The sequence below is a fragment of the Ruegeria sp. C8 genome (assembly GCF_056537565.1).
In genome coordinates this window covers 70,227-87,073 of the sequence record NZ_JBQFRV010000017.1, presented here as the reverse complement: position 1 = coordinate 87,073, position 16,847 = coordinate 70,227, and the positions used below count along the sequence as shown (strand labels likewise).

The window sequence follows — 16,847 nt, the reverse complement described above, 5'->3', positions numbered from 1 at the left end:
GCTCCTCGCCAACAGCTCACAGTTTTGTGAAGAGAGTAGACAGTCTGTGGGTTTCCTGATCCAACCCAAAGGGCGCGTTGATCACGAACATTCCAGACCCGACAATCCCATGCCCTTTGCCGTTTCTAGGTCAGGTCTTTGTAGCTGATCTCACGCGTGTCTGCGCCGGGGCCGGTTTTCTCGCGGCGAACGATCAGGCGGTTCAGCGCGTGGATATAGGCTTTGGCTGACGCAACGACCGTGTCTGTGTTGGCCGATTGGCCGGTTGCGATCATGCCGTCTTCGCTCAGGCGGACCGAGACTGTGGCTTGCGCGTCGGTGCCTTCGGTGACGGCATGGACCTGATACAGTTGCAACCGGGCTGTGTTGGGGTAGATCGCGCGGATCGCTTTGAACGTTGCATCCACAGGCCCGTCGCCATGTTCGGTGGCGATGATGTCCTTGCCGTCCATCTCAAGCTCAACAGTTGCCTCGGCCTGACCACCGGTGCCGCAGGTCACTTTCATCGATACAAGCTGCAGGTAGTCGTCATGCTCGTCCATGGTCATCAAGGCGATCAAGTCGTCGTCGAACACCTCTTTCTTGCGGTCAGCCAGATCCTTGAACCGTACGAAGATGTCCTTGAGCTGGTTGTCACCGACGTCAAATCCCAACGTCTCGAGCTTGTCGCGCAGCGCGGCGCGGCCCGAGTGCTTGCCCAAGGGCAGAGAGGTGCCGGAGAGGCCGATGTCCTCGGGGCGCATGATCTCGAAGTTTTCGCGGTTCTTCAGCATCCCATCCTGATGAATGCCGCTTTCATGTGCGAAGGCGTTCTTGCCGACGATGGCTTTGTTGAACTGCACGTTGAAGCCGGACACAGTCGCCACGCGGCGCGAGATATGCATGATCTTGGTGGTGTCGATGCCCGTGTGCCAAGGCATGATGTCGTTGCGGGTGCGCAGCGCCATTACAACCTCTTCCAAAGCCGTGTTGCCCGCGCGTTCGCCCAAACCGTTGATGGTGCATTCTATCTGACGCGCACCACCTGCAACAGCGGCCAGAGAGTTCGCGGTCGCCATGCCAAGGTCGTTGTGGCAGTGGGTGGCAAAGATCACTTCATCCGCGCCCGGTACGGTCTCGATCAGGCGTTTGATCAGGTCAGCCGACTCCACCGGGGCGGTGTAGCCCACCGTGTCAGGGATGTTGATCGTGGTTGCGCCCGCTTTGATCGCAATCTCGATTACACGGCAAAGGTAGTCCCACTCGGTCCGCGTCGCATCCATCGGTGACCACTGCACGTTTTCACATAAGTTGCGCGCATGGCTGACGGTTTCGTGGATCTTCTCGGCCATCTCGTCCATCGTCAGGTTCGGAATGGCGCGGTGCAGGGGGGATGTGCCGATGAAGGTGTGAATACGGTTCTTCTCGGCGTGTTTCACCGCCTCCCAGCAGCGGTCAATGTCGGCGAAGTTCGCACGGGCCAGACCGCAGATACGGCTGTTATTCGAACGTTGCGCGATCTCGGATACGGCCTTGAAGTCGCCCTCGGATGCGATAGGGAAACCGGCTTCGATAATGTCGACGCCCATTTCGTCCAACAGCTCGGCAATCTCGAGCTTTTCGTCGTGGGTCATGGTTGCGCCGGGGCTCTGCTCGCCGTCGCGCAAAGTGGTATCGAAGATCAAGACGCGGTCTTGGTCGGTCACGTTAGTCATGGGGTTCTCTTTCTTCTTCTGTCCTAAAGCCTCTTGGCGCGCTAGCGTCCTCCTCTGAGCGGGCGCGCCGGTTGGCACGCTCAGAGGCGGATTAGGATCAGTAGGCCACGCAGCGACGGACCGCGAAGGGCGGTGTCGGCAACAAGGATATCTGCGCGGTTGATCATGAGGATGAGGTTATACCCAGCTTGCGCGGAATGAAAAGAACCAAAATTAGGACGTGGTCCTTTCTGTGCGAATTCTTAGGGACCCATCATTGATCCAGCCATTGCCGCCGCTAGGTCGTTAGAGATGAAAACAGCTTTGGTTATAGGTGCCTCTGGAGGAATTGGCTCGGCGCTTTGCACGCATCTTGAGGAGCACGGGATGCAGGTGACTAGCCTGTCCCGGTCGGTTGACGGGTTTGACCTGACCCAACCGGAACAGGCGCTGAAGGTTTTGGATGACTTGCCTGACCCGTTCGATCTGGTTCTGGTGGTCTCAGGCGCGTTGGAGATCAACGGGGCGGAGCCGGAAAAGACGATCCGCGCTGTATCGGCACAGGCCATGATGGATCAGTTTGCGTTGAATGCGGTTGGTCCGGCTTTGGTCCTCAGCCGTGGGCACAGATTGCTACCACGCGACAGGCGATCTGTTTTTGGTGTCCTGTCGGCGCGTGTGGGGTCGATCGGGGACAACCGGATCGGTGGTTGGATCAGTTACCGGGCCGCAAAAGCTGCGGTGAATCAGATCGTCCATACCTCGGCGATCGAACTTTCGCGCACGCACAAACAGGCGATCTGCGTGTCTTTGCATCCCGGCACCGTCAAAACGGCCTTCACGCAGAAATACCTTGGTCGGCATCCGGCGGTAGAGCCTGAAGAAGCCGCTCAGAATTTGCTAAACGTGGTCAACGGTCTAACGACCGATGACACGGGTGGGTTCTTCGACTGGGCCGGAAAACCCGTTCCGTGGTAGCAAGTTAACCGTCGGATGGTTCAGCCTGCGCTGGTTCCTCAGCGTTTTCGGCCTGATCGGGTTGATCCTCTTGCGCGGGCGCTTCTTCTGTTGCGCTTCGCGCAGGCAGGGCGTCATTGTCCCACACGCCAGACTCCTCTTGGCCGTTGGCATAGCGCATGGTGCCTTCGCCGTGGCGTTTGTTGTCGAGGAAGCCGCCTTCGTACACATCGCCCGTGCTGTAGCTCGCAACACCCACTCCGCTGATTTTGCCGTCAACCCAATCGCCCGTGTAGGTGAAGGTGCTAGGCGTTGTGATCGTGCCTTTGCCGTGGCGCTTGCCATTCAGGAAATCTCCGTCATAGATCGTGCCGTCCGCGTAGCTGGCCTTGCCTTTGCCCTGTCGCGCACCATCAACCCATTCGCCCTCATAGCGATAGCCGTTGGCGAAAGTGACGATGCCGGTGCCATGGCTGACCGCATTCCGGAACTCGCCGGTATAGACGACGCCGTTTGGATATGTGGCCTTGCCCTGACCTTCGAACACGCCCGCAACCCACTCACCATCATAGATGGTACCGTCAGGATATGTGTTCTGACCCTTGCCATGCGGTAGGTCCGCGCTGAGTTCGCCGATATAGGTTGAGCCGTCGGGATAAGTGATCTCACCAAAACCTTCGATCTGACCACGGGACCAGTCGCCCGTATAGCTGTAGCCATCTGTCCCGGTGAAGGTGCCTTTGCCGTGGCGCTGATCGTCTTCGTAGTCGCCCTCATAGACGTTGCCGTTGGCATAGGTTTCCTTGCCTTTGCCCTGACGGCGCCCGTCCAGCAATGCGCCCTCGTAGACATCCCCGTTGGCCAGCGTCAGCCGCCCGGTGCCTGTCATCACGTTGTTCTGCCACTGACCGTCATATTCAACGCCGTCCGACTGAACCAGACGACCTTGACCATGGCGCTGACCCTGTTCGATCTCACCTTCATAGACAGATCCATCGGCCGAAGTGATCTTGCCCATGCCCTGCTTTTCACCCTCAACCCAGTCGCCCTCATAGGCGTATCCGTTGGGGTCGGACAGAGTGCCCTTGCCGTGATGGCGCGCGTCTTTGAACGCGCCTTCATATCGCAGGCCATTGGCATATTGGGCCACGCCGGTTCCGTTGATGGCCCCGTTGGACCACGTCCCTTCGTAGGTGCCGCCATCGGGATAGGTGATCTTGCCCTGGCCGTCTGGCTGGCCATCGGCGAATGTACCTTCGTAGATCGCGCCATTTGCAAAGCGCGCCGTGCCTTGCCCCTGAATCTTGCCTTCGATCCATTCGCCCGAATACTCGAACCCGTTGGGTAGCCGATACGACCCGGTCCCGTGCCGCAAGCCGTTCAGGAAGGTGCCTTCATAGACGCCTCCGACCTCGTCATCCTTGACGATGACGGTTCCGTCCTGTGCAAAGGCTGCCGCTGCGATCAGGGTCATGGCCCCTGCAGCAATCGAATTTCGGATCACATCCATTGTTGTTCCTGCCTGCCCGATCATCATTGCTTGCTTTCTTCGGCGCAAAACTAAGGGACCGTCACGGGCAGAGCAACGGCTTTTGCCGCATGGCCCTTTCACTCGCGCGGTGATCTGCTAAATGCAAAAGGACTGACGAAGGCAAGAGGGCAGCATGGCCGACCGTTTCCGCATCACTCTGGCGCAGCTTAACCCCACCGTGGGGGATATTTCCGGCAATGCCGCCAAAGCACGCGCAGCGTGGCACGAGGCCCGCGAGGCCGGGGCCGATATGGTGGCCTTCCCCGAGATGTTCATCACCGGCTACAACACGCAGGACCTTGTGATGAAGCCCGTGTTTCACCGCGCTGCTATGGCCGCGATTGAGGCGCTGGCCGTGGACTGCGCCGAGGGTCCCGCCATCGCCATCGGCGGGCCGTGGGTAGAAGATGACAGCCTCTACAACGCGTATCTGATCCTGAATGGTGGCCGAATCACCAGCAAGTCCCTGAAGCACCATCTGCCGAACGAGACCGTGTTTGATGAGGTGCGTCTTTATGATTCCGGCCCGCTGGGTGGGCCGTACTCGGTGGGCAATTTCCGCATCGGCAGTCCGATCTGCGAAGATGGCTGGCATCCGGATGTGGCTGAAACGCTGGAGGAAACCGGGGCCGAGTTTCTGCTGATCCCCAACGGCTCGCCCTATTTCCGGGACAAATACGATGTGCGTCTGAACCACATGGTGGCCCGCGTGGTCGAGACCGGCCTGCCGCTGATCTATCTGAACATGGTTGGCGGGCAAGACGATCAGGTTTTTGACGGAGCAACTTTCGGTCTTAACCCGGGTGGTGAGCTTGCCTTCCGCATGCCCGTATTCGACGAAGCGATACGCCACGTGGACCTTGAGCGTGGCGATGACGGCTGGCGCATCGTCCCGGCCGAGATCGTCCCCCAACCGGATGTGTGGGAGCAAGACTACCGCGCCATGGTCCAATCCTTGCGTGACTACATGGGCAAGACCGGTTTCAAAAAGGCGGTTCTCGGGCTGTCAGGCGGGGTCGATTCAGCCCTGGTTGCGGCCATTGCCGTTGACGCGATTGGCGCTGACAATGTGCGTTGCGTGATGCTGCCATCGGAATACACCAGCCAAACCTCGCTGGACGATGCCGAGGCGGTCGCTAAGGCGCTGGGCGTTCACTATGACTATGTGCCGATCTCGGACAGCCGCGCGGCGGTGACCGAGACACTTGCCTCTTTGTTTGCCGGTCGCGATGCCGATCTGACCGAAGAGAACATCCAGTCCCGCCTGCGAGGTGTGTTGCTGATGGCGATCTCGAACAAATTTGGTGAGATGCTTTTGACCACCGGTAACAAATCCGAGGTTGCGGTTGGTTATGCTACCATCTACGGCGACATGAACGGGGGCTATAACCCGATCAAGGACCTCTACAAAACCCGCGTGTTCGAGACCTGCCGCTGGCGCAACGCCAATCATCGCGACTGGATGATGGGGCCTGAAGGCGAGGTCATCCGACCGTCGGTCATCGACAAACCCCCAAGCGCCGAGCTGCGCGAAGATCAGAAAGACAGCGACAGCCTGCCGGACTATCCGGTTCTGGATGGCATTCTGGATATCCTGGTCGATCAGGATGGCTCGATCGCCGATTGTGTTGCGGCCGGTTTCGATGAGGCCGATGCCAAACGGGTCGAGCATCTGATTTACATCAGCGAGTATAAACGGTTTCAGTCCGCCCCCGGCACGCGCCTGACCAGCCGGGCCTTCTGGTTGGATCGCCGCTATCCAATTGTGAATCGTTGGCGTGATCAGGGGTAAATAAGGCACATTGTTTCCCGTTATGGGGTAGCGATACTCTGATTTCTCGGATTGTTTCCGATAGGGCGCGTGCCCCGTTCATTTCCCGGGGTGATCCGCAGGCTATCCTTGTTTTTGCGACATTTTTCCGCCACATTTATGCTTGGATATTGCCTCATGTGAGGCGGGTGTGACGTATTGCTGCGAGGGGCGCAGGGTCATGGCAAACTGTTTTTAGCCTGACGACGTAACATCCGGGTGGGATGTCTGAGTGAACAGTGTGGTGTTACTATGAATGAGCAATATGATAAATCGCTTCACGCGCCGCGTGCGCTGAATACGATGGAATCTCCTCCCCAAGAGTTGGACGAGGAGAAACTGGATGCGGCCATTGCGGACATGTTGAGGGAAGATGCAGGTCAGCAGAATGTCGCGCCGATGAAGCGTCCTGAATTCCCTGATCTTGTCCCCCAGGAAGAGGTCCGGACCGGGTCAAAGCCCAAGGCCAGCGGGTTCTCGGCCAATCTGCGTCAGAAATGGGCTGAGCTGTCAGGCGCGGCGTAAATCGCTAGGCTAAAGTCGTAGGAGGTGCGGCGTATTTCGCGACACCTTTGGCGCGCGCGCCACAGGTCTGCACAATCCTTTTGTGAACCTCAAAAAACCGGTTGCCAGTAGCACAGCGGTCGGTCTCCATGGCGGTCCATGCGATTGTCCATGAGCTTTTGATGCCCGGTCCCAAGCCTACTGTCTTCGACTCCGATCTCTCATTGCCGAAACAAACCGATATCGTCGTGATTGGCGGCGGTATCATTGGTGTATCCACGGCCTTGGAGCTGGCTGAGCGGGGTGTTTCGGTCCTGTTGTGTGAAAAGGGTCAGATCGCGGGCGAGCAAAGCTCTCGCAATTGGGGATGGGTGCGTCTTGGGATGCGCGACCCGAGGGAGATCCCTCTGATGCAAGAGTCGCTGCGGCTTTGGCGCGGGATGGATGACCGGATCGGACGTCAGATCGGCTATACGCAGTCAGGGATTCTGTTCGGGGCCTCAGGCCAGCGGGATGCGCGCAATCTTGAACGTTGGATGCGCCATGTCGACGGGTTGGACACTGGCGCGCGGATCGTCGCTGGTGCGGAACTGGCCGATCTGATGCCCGGTGCGCAGTCGGAAATATCTAGCGGTCTCTACATGCCGCAAGACGGTCGGGCCGAGCCGCAATGGGCCGCCCCCGCCATCGCCGAGGCCGCGCGTGATCGCGGGGCGATCATCATGACCAATTGCGCCGTCCGTAGCGTCGATATGCAAGCGGGCCGCGTCGCCGGAGTGTTCACCGAACGGGGCCGAGTGGCGTGTGACCGGGTTGTTTTGGCCGGTGGGGCGTGGTCGCGCTTGTTTGCGGGAAATGCTGGGATCGACCTGCCTCAACTGAAGGTGCTGAACACAGTCATGCGCGTGTCGTCGGTGGTCGAGGGGCCCGAGGTCGCGCTTTGGTCGGATGGGTTTGCAATCCGAAAGCGGGCGGATGGGGGCTATACCATCGCTTCGGGCCATGAAAACACGGTGGATATCGTGCCCGACAGTTTCCGGCTGGCCCTCAAGTTCCTGCCAGCCTTCGCACAGGAATGGAGATCGCTGCGCTTTCGCCTGTCAGGCCGTTGGACGACCGAGGCGCGCGAGGATCGGCGCTGGCTGCCCACTGATGTGACTCCGTTCGAACATTGCCGCGTGCTGGATCCAGAGCCGTCGCAAAAGGTCATCCGTGGCGCGTGGGCGAATGCGCGCAAGAGTTATCCGGCGCTGGAGCAGGCCGAGATCGTCCAAAGCTGGGCGGGGATGATTGATGTGACACCGGACGCGATCCCAGTGATGTCGTCGGTCGATGATCTGCCGGGTCTGTTCATTGCCACCGGCTTCTCCGGCCACGGTTTCGGCATTGGCCCCGGCGCGGGCCTGCTGATGGCAGATCTGGTCATGCACAGAACGCCCTGTGTGGATCCGGCCGCGTTTCGCCTGTCTCGTTTCACCGACGGCTCAAAGGTCCGGCCGGACCCTGGGTACTGAAGGCTTAGCCCATCATTTGATAGCTGACGGGCACAAAGCGGAAGCCGTCGCCTCGGGTCTCGACATAGCCAGCGCCCGGGAAGGGCATGTGATAGCCGATCATCGGTACTTTGTCGGCGGCCAGCAGGCCCAAAATCTTACGGCGTGATTCCGTTGCGGCGGCTTTGTCCATGTCGAACCGAACTTCCCATTCGGGGTGCGCAAAGGACCAGACATAGTGATTGGCAAGGTCCGCAGTCAGGATAAGGCGCTGACCGTTGCTTTCCAGGTGGTAGACCATGTGACCGGGGGTATGTCCAAAGGTCGCCATCGCCGTCACGCCCGAGGCCACGTCTCCGCCATCCTCAATAAAACTCATCTTCTCCGCCAGAGGGGTGACTTTGGCAGCAACCAGATCGCCGACCCGGTTCCCGGCTTCCTGAGCGGACCAGAAATCATATTCGGGTGCCGCAGTGACATAGCGGGCATTGGGGAATGTCGGCGCGTCGTTTGTGGTCATGCCGCCGATGTGGTCTGGATGCATATGGGTCAGCACGACCACGTTAATCTGATCAGGCGTGACACCTGCATCTGCCAAAGCGGCCTGAATGCCGCCCTGACCAAGCCCGGTGTCGAAAAGGATCAGTTCCGAGCCTGTGTTCACCAGGGTCGGCGTGAAAAAGAATTGTGCTACGTCAGGCGAGATGAAGTTTTCGGCTGATACTTTGGCGAAATCCTCATCCGATGCGCCGCCGCCAAAGATTTCCTGCGCACCATCGCGTGGCAGGCTGCCATCCAGCAGGGTTGTGACCGTGAAGTCGCCCAGCTGGAATGATCTTGCGATGGTCGAGTTCGCCTTTGTCTCGGCTCCGGCGGCCAAAAGAGGGGTCGCTGCGGATGCAAATGGAAGGGCTGCTGCGGCGCCCAAGGCCGCTCTGCGTGTTAAATTGATGGCCATTTCTTGGTCTCCCTGTCAGAACGCCAGCGAAAAAGGTAGTTCGCTTCGGGTCGCGTGCCACTTTATACACCGGTACTTAGTCTGCGTGGATGAACATTGCGTGTTAATATTTGTTCATCTTGCGATCTGGGGTGCCCGTGGAGCCTACAGCGTTTCGGTTTAACCTGAGACACGAATACCCTGCCACGCTTTCAGCGTTCTCGGGACATTCGTGTCACCTAATGAGTCAAGCTAAACCCGAAACGCTTTAGGCAATCCGAAACGCCTGCTGGACAAAAACGCGCCGTTGTGACAAGAGCCGCGCCAACAGGAGACACCCATGACAACCACCCGTTTCGCCCCGTCGCCCACCGGTTACATCCATGTGGGCAACCTGCGCACCGCTCTGATGAACTACCTGATCGCCCGCAAGGCAGGCGGTACCTTCATACTGCGTATTGACGATACCGATCCTGAGCGCTCGAAAGAGGAATATGTCGACGCGATCAAACAGGATCTTGAGTGGCTGGGTCTGCAGTGGGATCGGGTCGAACGTCAGTCCGAGCGTCTGGACCGCTACGCTGAAGCCGCCGACAAGTTGCGTGAGATGGGCCGGTTTTACGAGGCGTTCGAGACGCCGACTGAGCTGGACCTCAAGCGCAAGAAGCAGCTGAACATGGGCAAGCCGCCGGTCTATGACCGCGCCGCGCTGAACCTGAGCGAGGCCGAGAAAGACGCGCTGCGCGCCGAGCGTGGCAATGGCGTCTGGCGGTTCAAACTGGATCACGAGCGGATCGAGTGGAATGACGGCATCCTGGGTGATATCTCGATTGATGCGGCCTCGGTTTCCGATCCTGTCCTGATCCGGGGCGATGGGCAGGTTCTCTACACGATTGCGTCTGTCGTGGACGATACCGAGATGGGCGTGACCGATGTGGTGCGTGGCTCGGACCACGTCACCAACACCGCAACGCAGATTCAGATCATCAAGGCGCTGGGTGGCACTTGCCCGCGCTTTGCCCACCATTCTCTGTTGACCGGCCCTCAGGGCGAGGCGCTGTCGAAACGTCTGGGCACACTGGCCCTGCGTGATCTGCGCGAACAGGGCGTGCAGCCGATGGCGCTGCTGAGCCTGATGGCGCGTTTAGGATCGTCTGATCCGGTTGAGCTGCGGTCCGAGATGGCCGAGTTGATCGACGGGTTCGACATCAACCGTTTTGGCGCGGCTCCGACCAAGTTTGATGTGCAGGACCTGTTCCCGCTGACTGCGAAGCACCTGCAATCGCTGCCGCTGGGGGATGTTGCAGACGCCGTTGCCGAGGCGGGCGTTCCTGCTGAACTGGCTGAGCCGTTCTGGGCCATGGCGCGCGAGAACATCACCACTCTGGCTGACCTCAAGGGATGGTGGGAGCTGTGCCGGGATGGGGCCGAACCTCTGATCGCCGATGAGGATCGTGACTTTATCGCTGAGGCAATTGCGCTATTGCCAGAAGGCCCCTTCGATGGCGACACCTGGGGCACTTGGACCAAGGCCGTCAAAGAGGCCACGGGCCGCAAAGGCAAGGGCCTGTTCATGCCGCTGCGCAAGGCGCTGACCGGGATGGAGCGCGGGCCTGAGATGGCGGCACTCTTGCCGCTGTTGCAAGTGATCCGCGCGCGAGGCTGATTGCCGGGCCTTAGAACTTGAAAGAGGCGGGCAGTTCGTCTGCTTCTTTTTGTTGGTGCGGTTGGATGACCCGCACCGACGCCCGGCGCAAGCGATCGTCAACAAAGTCTGTCTCGTCAGGTTTGAGCTGTTGGTGGCGCGGGTATCTTGGCTCGGCCCTGTCATTCACGACAGGTGCGTCCCAGCCATCCGTTGTTGCGAAGAACCGGTCGACCCCGTCCGGCCCAAAAACACGCAGATATCCTTGCACAACGACGTCGATGTAGCTCAGCAGTAGCGGATGATGATCTGTCGGCGCATTGTGTCGGTCCTGCGGCACTGCATAAACAGCGATTTCAACATCCTGCTTAAGCGAATGCGTGACTGACGGCGTGGCGGGGATGCGGTCATAGGCCCACTCACGCTCATCCAGCGCGGCCCAGTCGTTTTTAGGTACGTGGGCAATCATACCTTCGATCTCGGAATCAGGATCAGGTACCGCCGTCAGGAACGCGACCGAGCGCAAGTCGGTGTGCTTCCATGCCCGCCGCCAACCTTTGAGCTTTGCAGGCCGAGGATCGGGAAAGTCATGTGTGGCCAAGTTTACGAGGCTGCCATAGCCAAAGAAATAGGGGTCTGCCATCAGCGCGAGATGTCCTTTGGGTCGATTGATGTATGTCAAACCGCTTTTTTGCCGGACATGCAATAAGATCACATCATTGATTTAGGGAGGCCCTTATGCGGATTACCAAACGGACGAATATTGCCGTGCGCCTGTTGATGTATTGCGCGGCGCATCCCGAGAGGCTGGTGACCAAGGCCGAGATCGCCGAGGTCTGCAACATTTCCGAGAACCATTTGGCCCAGGTGATCAACCAGTTGAGCCAGCTGAACTATCTCAGCACACAACGGGGCCGCAATGGGGGCATGTCGCTGGCGCGCTCGGCTGATGAGATCCGGGTGGGGGCGGTGTTCCGGGATGTGGAAGGCGCATTGCCGATTGCCGAGTGTTTTGCGGATGCCGACAACACCTGCCCTCTGACCGATGCATGCCGATTGAAGCTGGCGTTGAAGGACGCTGCTGAGGTGTTTTATGCCTCGTTGGATGATATCACGCTGGATGCTTTGGTTTGCGACAACGATCCTCTGTTGAAAATCCTGCAACCCGTCGCCTGCGTGCGCTAAGGGGTCAATCGCTGGCGCGAAGGATGCGGGCTGGTCTTACCGATAGCGGCCGCAGGGCGAAGGCAAGCCCTGCACCCAATGTCACGACCATTCCGGCCAATACGATGCCAACGGCTGAAGGCCAGATAACTGTATAGCCGGTGTCGAAGATATAGGTGGCGACGGCCCAGCCCCCCAGAATTCCGACCAGAAGGGCGACTCCCCCAGCGGCTGCTCCCAGCAAGACAGCACGCAGAGCAAAGCTTTGCAGGATGCGCTGCCGGTTCGCCCCGAGTGTTTTCAGCACCGCAGCTTCGTAGCGTCGCGCAGGCTCTCCGGCGGCGGCTGCGCCGATCAGAACCAGAAACCCGGTCAAAAGCGAGACACCTGCCCCGTAGGAGGTTGCCGCTGCCAACCCGGCCAGCAGGCCCGACACCCGGTCAATAGCGTCCCGCACCCGAATCGCGGTGATGTTGGGATACTGGTTAGCCAGATCGCGCAGGATCGCGGTTTCGGCCTGTTCCTCGGCATAGACGGTGGCGATGAAACTGTGTGGTGCCCCGGCCAGCGCCGAAGGGTTCATGGACATGATGAAGCCCATACCCGCAGTCGAAAAGTCGACCTCGCGCAATGAGGTCAGGCGGGCCGTGATATCTCGGCCCAAGATGTTAACCGTCAACTCATCCCCAAGGGTCAGGCCCATCTCCGCGGCCTCTTCAGCGGCGAAGCTGACTTGCGGTTCTCCGGAATAGTCTTCGGCCCACCAATCGCCTGCTGTAACGCGGGCGTTTTCGGGCGGGCGGGTCGAGTAAGTGATACCTCGATCGCCTTCAAGAACCCAATGGTCCCCGGCTATGTCGCGCGCGGGGCGTCCGTTGATCTGGGTTATGATGCCGCGCAGCATCGGTGCGCTTTCGATCCGGCTGACGGATGGGTCGGTTTCAAGACGTTCGGTGAAGCCCGGCATCTGGTCCTTTTGGATGTCGACAAAGAAATAGGACGGCGCGACATCCGGCAGGTTGCCCGAGATCGCATTGCGTAAGGTTCCATCAATCTGTCCAACGGCGGCCAGAACAGACAGGCCGAGACCTAGGGACAGGACCACCGATGCCGCGCCCTCACGCGGGTCGGAAATGGCCGAGAGCGCCCATCGCAGGGCAGGGCGGCCACGCGCGGCGGGTTTGCCAGCGCGGGCGATGCGGCCGATCGCGATGGCCGACAGGGACAGAAGGATGAGCGCGCCCACCAAGCCAGCACTGGTCCAGAGCGTCAGTCGGGCCGAGCCGCTGAACCACGCGGCGATTGCAATCAGCAGGAGCAGCCCGAAACCGGTGGCCATGACATAGATGGGTCGGGGGAGGGCGCGGGCCGTGGTCAGCGCATCACGGAAGAGAGTGGCGGCGCGCACCTCCTCGGTGCGGGCCAATGGCCAGAGCGTGAACAGAAAGGCGGTCAGAATGCCGTAGATCGCAGCCTCGGCCAGAGCTTGCGGGTAGAGGGCGAAAACCGCCGGAATCGGCAGCAGGTTTTCGATCATTGGGGCCAGAGCCAGCGGCAGGACCCCGCCCAATGTGACGCCGATGGCTATTCCGATGCCCGACAACAGCCCGATCTGGATCATGTAGGTCTGGAAAATCGTCGCGCGGTCGGCCCCCAAGGTACGCAAGGTGGCGATGGTTTCGGTCTTCTGAGACAGGTAGGCTCGGACGGCTGCGGATACGCCTATGCCTCCGACTGCCAACCCTGAAATGCCGACCAGAACCAGAAACGCGCTGAGGCGGTTGACGAATTCAGTGATGCCGGGTGCCCCGTTGCGGGCGTCGGTCCAGCGCATGCCGGTGCCATCGAAGGCTTCCTTGGCCTGCTGGGAGAGGTTTGCAAGATCAGTGCCTCTGGGCAGATCGAGGCGGTATTTGGTCGAAAACAGCGTGCCCGGTGCCAATAGGCCGGAGGCCTGCAAGTCTTCAGTTCGGACCAGTGTTCTTGGCCCAAGGGCGAATCCGTCCGCCGCACCGTCCGGTTCATGACGCAAGGCCGCCATCAGGACAAACTCCTGCGTGCCTAAGGCGAAGCGATCGCCGACCGTCAGCCCCATCCGATCGATCAATGCGGGGGCTATGACGGCACCAGGCAGGCCGTCTGCGCCCGCAAAAGCGTTGTCCAGTCGCATCTCTGGGGCCAGAGTGACAGATCCCACCAAAGGGTAAGCGCCATCTACCGCTTTGACTTGTGTCAGCGCCCGCTCGGTTCCGGTGTCTTGCGCGGCGACAGCCATCGACCGGAAATCGACAACCGCGGACACTTGTTGCGCGGTCTCGTCCATCCAGCGCCGTTCTTCGTCGCTGGCAAAGCGATAGGTGAACTCAAGCTGCGCGTCTCCGCCCAGCAAGGCAGCCCCTTCCTGCGTCAACCCTGTCTGGATGGCCGAGCGGACCGAGCCGACCGCAGCGATGGCGGCAACCCCAAGGGCGAGACAGGCGAGAAAAATATGAAAGCCGCGCAGGCCTCCGCGTAGTTCACGACGTGCCAGCCGTCCGGCCAGTCGCAGACTCATTCCGCGGCCTCTTGCTTGGTCTCATCCGAGATGCGGCCATCGCGCAGGCGCACAACGCGGTCGCAGCGCGCCGCCAGCGATGGGCTGTGCGTGACCAATACCAAGGTCGCGCCGTGCTTGTCCCGCAGACCGAACAAAAGATCGACGATTGCAGCACCGTTGGTTTCATCCAGATTGCCCGTCGGCTCATCCGCCAGCAGGATCTGAGGGCGCGGGGCCGAGGCGCGGGCCAGGGCAACCCGCTGCTGCTCACCCCCGGACAATTGCGCCGGATAGTGGTCGCGCCGATGGGACAGACCGACGGTGTCGAGTTCTGCTTCGGCGCGGGTGAATGCGTCCTTGTGGCCAGCCAGCTCCAGTGGGGTGGCAACGTTTTCCAGTGCCGTCATGGTGGGGATCAGATGGAAGTTCTGGAACACGATACCCATCGTGTCGCGTCGAAAGCGGGCCAGAGTATCTTCATCCATTGTCGTCAGATCCTGACCCAAAGCCGAGACGCGACCGCCGGTCGCTTGCTCCAACCCGCCCATCAGCATCAGAAGCGAAGATTTGCCCGACCCGGATGGCCCGATCAGCCCCAGACTCTCACCCTTCGTCACGGACAGAGAGATTTCATGCAGGATATCGACCCGCCCGGCATTGCCATCTAGAGACAAAGAGGCATTTTGGAGCGTAAGAACAGCTGAAGTCATTGGTCTTTCCATCGGAGGGCAGTCAATTGGGATATGGAGCGTTTGTAGCTCTGCGCAAGGTTCTGGTTTCAGGGCTGTTTGTCAGTTGGGGCTATACTGCAACAGCCGAGCCCGTGGTGATTGCCGCATTGGGGGATTCGCTAACCCAAGGCTATGGGCTGGTCGAACAGGATGGGTTTGTCCCACAGCTGGAACGCTGGCTGCAGGCGAACGGGGCCGAGGTTCGTTTGATCAACGCAGGTGTCTCGGGGGATACAACGGCGGGCGGCGCGGCGCGGGTCGAGTGGACTTTGACGCCGGATGTGGACGCGATGATCGTTGCGCTGGGTGGCAACGACTTGCTGCGCGGTCTCGATCCCGATCTGTCGCGCGCCAACTTGACCGCAATCCTGAGCGCGGCTGAAACAAGCGATGTCGACGTTTTGCTGATCGGCATGCAGGCCCCCGGCAACTATGGTCCGGACTACAAACAGGCGTTCGACACGATCTACCCGGATTTGGCTGAACAGTTTGATGTCCTCTACGCCGAGAGTTTCTTTGACGGTCTCGCCTCGAGTGGTGATCCGAACGCAGTCAGCCAATACATGCAGCCTGATAGGATTCACCCGAATGCCCAAGGCGTCGCGCGGATTGTTGAGGCGCTTGGCCCATCCGTGCTGGAACTGGTCAAGATGTCGGGTGAACAGGGCTAGGGGCCGTCAAACCACTGTGACGACCGTTCCGATCGGCACACGGTTGTAGAGATCTACCACGTGTTCGTTCATCATCCGGATACATCCGTTCGACGCGGCCCGCCCGATCGTCTGGGGCTGCGTTGTGCCGTGGATACGGAAATAGGTGTCTACCCCGTTCTGGAATAGATAGAGTGCGCGCGCGCCCAACGGATTGTCGCCCCCGCCGGGCTGAACATAGTCGTTATCCTTGAAACGGGCATAGGCCACCGGATCCCGCTCGATCATCTCTTGCGTGGGACGCCAGGTGGGCCATTCCTTCTTCACGTCGATGGTCGCAGTGCCGGTGAACTCCAACCCGGCTTTGCCGACACCACAGCCATAGCGGACCGCCTTGCGCGGTTCGGTCACGTAGTACAGGTAGAATGATCGCGGCACGACCAGCAGTTGCCCCGGCTGAAACTGCTTTTTGATCCGGACAAATTGCGGTGTGGGATCATACTCGGCAGCCTTCTTGGCAACGGCAATACCGGGGAGAAGGCTCAGGGCCGTTCCGGCCAGAAAAACACGACGTGTAAACATGTGCGCCTCTTGAATTGACCTGAAAAATCATCACTCGAATTCCAGAATGATATCTTAATTGGTCAATTATGGGGCAGATATTACGAAATTGTGATATGAGGCCTTTCGGCCACAAAAAAGGGCGGGGTTTACCCCCGCCCGTCTGAGTGACTTATGCCAGTTCGATATTGTCTGCGCTTTCGCGACCGTCACGACCCGAGCGCAGCTCATAGGTGACTTTCTGGTTGTCGGCCAGACCGGTCAGGCCCGAACGCTCGACAGCCGAGATGTGAACGAAGATGTCTTTGCCGCCATCTTCGGGTGCGATAAAGCCGTAGCCTTTGGTGGTGTTGAACCATTTTACGGTGCCTGCAGGCATGTCCGTGTCTCCTGTTTAGTGCTGCCCACGTGGATGCGGCAGCCTGGCGTCGTCGGTCTGGATCGAATGACTGAGCGCCGTAGAAGGAGACAGTGGGTCGAAATAGAAAAACGTTAGCCCTTTGGATATGGCATTGGGGTGCGGGTGTGGCAAGAGTGGATTGAACAGGATGCGCTGTGAATTCAGGGCGTAACGGGTGATTTGAACGTGAATCCGCCGACGAAATTTCACCTTTGGCTCCACCGCATTCGTCTCTCCATCGCGATATTCGCGCGG

General features: G+C 59.7%; 15 protein-coding genes. 7 read left to right on the top strand and 8 right to left on the bottom strand.

What is annotated here, in order from left to right:
* Positions 1-125: 125 nt before the first annotated feature.
* Entirely contained in the window at positions 126-1,694 is a 1,569-nt protein-coding gene (locus ACR0KL_RS19110; protein WP_170678823.1) for a 2-isopropylmalate synthase, read from the bottom strand.
* 291 nt (positions 1,695-1,985) lie between these two features.
* Here ACR0KL_RS19110 and ACR0KL_RS19105 point away from each other — a divergent pair, with 291 nt between their 5' ends.
* Positions 1,986-2,651: an SDR family NAD(P)-dependent oxidoreductase gene (locus ACR0KL_RS19105; protein ID WP_170678825.1), complete on the top strand. Its 666-nt coding sequence runs from the start codon at positions 1,986-1,988 to the stop codon at positions 2,649-2,651.
* A 4-nt stretch (positions 2,652-2,655) separates the two neighbouring features.
* Here the strand turns inward: ACR0KL_RS19105 and ACR0KL_RS19100 are convergent, their stop codons facing one another.
* Positions 2,656-4,140 (bottom strand): MORN repeat-containing protein, encoded by a 1,485-nt coding sequence (locus tag ACR0KL_RS19100; protein ID WP_480777395.1) that lies wholly within the window; start codon positions 4,138-4,140, stop codon positions 2,656-2,658.
* A gap of 154 nt (positions 4,141-4,294) precedes the next feature.
* On the opposite strand from ACR0KL_RS19100, the gene ACR0KL_RS19095 reads away from it, so the two are divergent.
* From ACR0KL_RS19095 to ACR0KL_RS19085, 3 genes are all read left to right on the top strand, one after another.
* Positions 4,295-5,953: an NAD+ synthase gene (locus ACR0KL_RS19095; protein WP_480777394.1), complete on the top strand. Its 1,659-nt coding sequence runs from the start codon at positions 4,295-4,297 to the stop codon at positions 5,951-5,953.
* A gap of 321 nt (positions 5,954-6,274) precedes the next feature.
* The gene (locus ACR0KL_RS19090) at positions 6,275-6,496 is read left to right on the top strand and encodes a hypothetical protein (RefSeq protein ID WP_480527608.1); all 222 of its coding nucleotides are present in this window, start codon (positions 6,275-6,277) and stop codon (positions 6,494-6,496) included.
* 161 nt (positions 6,497-6,657) lie between these two features.
* Positions 6,658-7,989, top strand: coding sequence for an NAD(P)/FAD-dependent oxidoreductase (locus ACR0KL_RS19085; RefSeq protein WP_170678976.1), 1,332 nt, complete (start codon positions 6,658-6,660; stop codon positions 7,987-7,989).
* Positions 7,990-7,993: 4 nt separating this feature from the next.
* Here the strand turns inward: ACR0KL_RS19085 and ACR0KL_RS19080 are convergent, their stop codons facing one another.
* Positions 7,994-8,926 carry an MBL fold metallo-hydrolase gene (locus ACR0KL_RS19080; protein ID WP_170678829.1) on the bottom strand — a complete coding sequence of 311 codons (933 nt, stop codon included), beginning with the start codon at positions 8,924-8,926 and terminating at the stop codon, positions 7,994-7,996.
* A gap of 319 nt (positions 8,927-9,245) precedes the next feature.
* Here ACR0KL_RS19080 and gltX point away from each other — a divergent pair, with 319 nt between their 5' ends.
* Entirely contained in the window at positions 9,246-10,571 is a 1,326-nt protein-coding gene (gene gltX / locus ACR0KL_RS19075) for a glutamate--tRNA ligase (RefSeq protein ID WP_170678831.1), read from the top strand.
* Positions 10,572-10,581: 10 nt separating this feature from the next.
* Here the strand turns inward: gltX and ACR0KL_RS19070 are convergent, their stop codons facing one another.
* Entirely contained in the window at positions 10,582-11,193 is a 612-nt protein-coding gene (locus tag ACR0KL_RS19070) for a gamma-glutamylcyclotransferase family protein (protein WP_170678834.1), read from the bottom strand.
* 95 nt (positions 11,194-11,288) lie between these two features.
* On the opposite strand from ACR0KL_RS19070, the gene ACR0KL_RS19065 reads away from it, so the two are divergent.
* Positions 11,289-11,735 carry an Rrf2 family transcriptional regulator gene (locus ACR0KL_RS19065; protein WP_170378848.1) on the top strand — a complete coding sequence of 149 codons (447 nt, stop codon included), beginning with the start codon at positions 11,289-11,291 and terminating at the stop codon, positions 11,733-11,735.
* 4 nt (positions 11,736-11,739) lie between these two features.
* On the opposite strand, the gene ACR0KL_RS19060 is transcribed toward ACR0KL_RS19065, so the two are convergent.
* Both ACR0KL_RS19060 and ACR0KL_RS19055 read right to left on the bottom strand, forming a co-directional pair.
* A complete protein-coding gene (locus tag ACR0KL_RS19060) occupies positions 11,740-14,268 on the bottom strand; it encodes an ABC transporter permease (RefSeq protein ID WP_480777393.1) in 2,529 nt (842 codons plus the stop codon).
* On the bottom strand, positions 14,265-14,960 hold the full coding sequence (locus ACR0KL_RS19055) for an ATP-binding cassette domain-containing protein (protein ID WP_170468773.1): 696 nt from the start codon (positions 14,958-14,960) through the stop codon (positions 14,265-14,267). Before ACR0KL_RS19055 ends, ACR0KL_RS19060 begins: the two co-directional genes overlap by 4 nt.
* 26 nt (positions 14,961-14,986) lie before the next feature.
* Between ACR0KL_RS19055 and ACR0KL_RS19050 the strand changes: the two genes are divergently transcribed.
* Positions 14,987-15,652 (top strand): arylesterase, encoded by a 666-nt coding sequence (locus ACR0KL_RS19050; RefSeq protein ID WP_170378842.1) that lies wholly within the window; start codon positions 14,987-14,989, stop codon positions 15,650-15,652.
* A gap of 6 nt (positions 15,653-15,658) precedes the next feature.
* On the opposite strand, the gene ACR0KL_RS19045 is transcribed toward ACR0KL_RS19050, so the two are convergent.
* Together ACR0KL_RS19045 and ACR0KL_RS19040 are read right to left on the bottom strand one after the other, a co-directional pair.
* Positions 15,659-16,213 carry a L,D-transpeptidase gene (locus ACR0KL_RS19045; RefSeq protein WP_170378840.1) on the bottom strand — a complete coding sequence of 185 codons (555 nt, stop codon included), beginning with the start codon at positions 16,211-16,213 and terminating at the stop codon, positions 15,659-15,661.
* Positions 16,214-16,364: 151 nt separating this feature from the next.
* Positions 16,365-16,571 (bottom strand): cold-shock protein, encoded by a 207-nt coding sequence (locus ACR0KL_RS19040; RefSeq protein WP_170378838.1) that lies wholly within the window; start codon positions 16,569-16,571, stop codon positions 16,365-16,367.
* Positions 16,572-16,847 lie beyond the last annotated feature (276 nt).

Bases quoted from the DNA above. Each gene is read 5' to 3' on its own strand.
- ACR0KL_RS19110 (WP_170678823.1), bottom strand. From the start codon at position 1,694: ATGACTAACGTGACCGACCAAGACCGCGTCTTGATCTTCGATACCACT.
- ACR0KL_RS19105 (WP_170678825.1), top strand. From the start codon at position 1,986: ATGAAAACAGCTTTGGTTATAGGTGCCTCTGGAGGAATTGGCTCGGCG.
- ACR0KL_RS19100 (WP_480777395.1), bottom strand. From the start codon at position 4,140: ATGGATGTGATCCGAAATTCGATTGCTGCAGGGGCCATGACCCTGATC.
- ACR0KL_RS19095 (WP_480777394.1), top strand. From the start codon at position 4,295: ATGGCCGACCGTTTCCGCATCACTCTGGCGCAGCTTAACCCCACCGTG.
- ACR0KL_RS19090 (WP_480527608.1), top strand. From the start codon at position 6,275: ATGGAATCTCCTCCCCAAGAGTTGGACGAGGAGAAACTGGATGCGGCC.
- ACR0KL_RS19085 (WP_170678976.1), top strand. From the start codon at position 6,658: ATGCCCGGTCCCAAGCCTACTGTCTTCGACTCCGATCTCTCATTGCCG.
- ACR0KL_RS19080 (WP_170678829.1), bottom strand. From the start codon at position 8,926: ATGGCCATCAATTTAACACGCAGAGCGGCCTTGGGCGCCGCAGCAGCC.
- gltX (WP_170678831.1), top strand. From the start codon at position 9,246: ATGACAACCACCCGTTTCGCCCCGTCGCCCACCGGTTACATCCATGTG.
- ACR0KL_RS19070 (WP_170678834.1), bottom strand. From the start codon at position 11,193: ATGGCAGACCCCTATTTCTTTGGCTATGGCAGCCTCGTAAACTTGGCC.
- ACR0KL_RS19065 (WP_170378848.1), top strand. From the start codon at position 11,289: ATGCGGATTACCAAACGGACGAATATTGCCGTGCGCCTGTTGATGTAT.
- ACR0KL_RS19060 (WP_480777393.1), bottom strand. From the start codon at position 14,268: ATGAGTCTGCGACTGGCCGGACGGCTGGCACGTCGTGAACTACGCGGA.
- ACR0KL_RS19055 (WP_170468773.1), bottom strand. From the start codon at position 14,960: ATGACTTCAGCTGTTCTTACGCTCCAAAATGCCTCTTTGTCTCTAGAT.
- ACR0KL_RS19045 (WP_170378840.1), bottom strand. From the start codon at position 16,213: ATGTTTACACGTCGTGTTTTTCTGGCCGGAACGGCCCTGAGCCTTCTC.
- ACR0KL_RS19040 (WP_170378838.1), bottom strand. From the start codon at position 16,571: ATGCCTGCAGGCACCGTAAAATGGTTCAACACCACCAAAGGCTACGGC.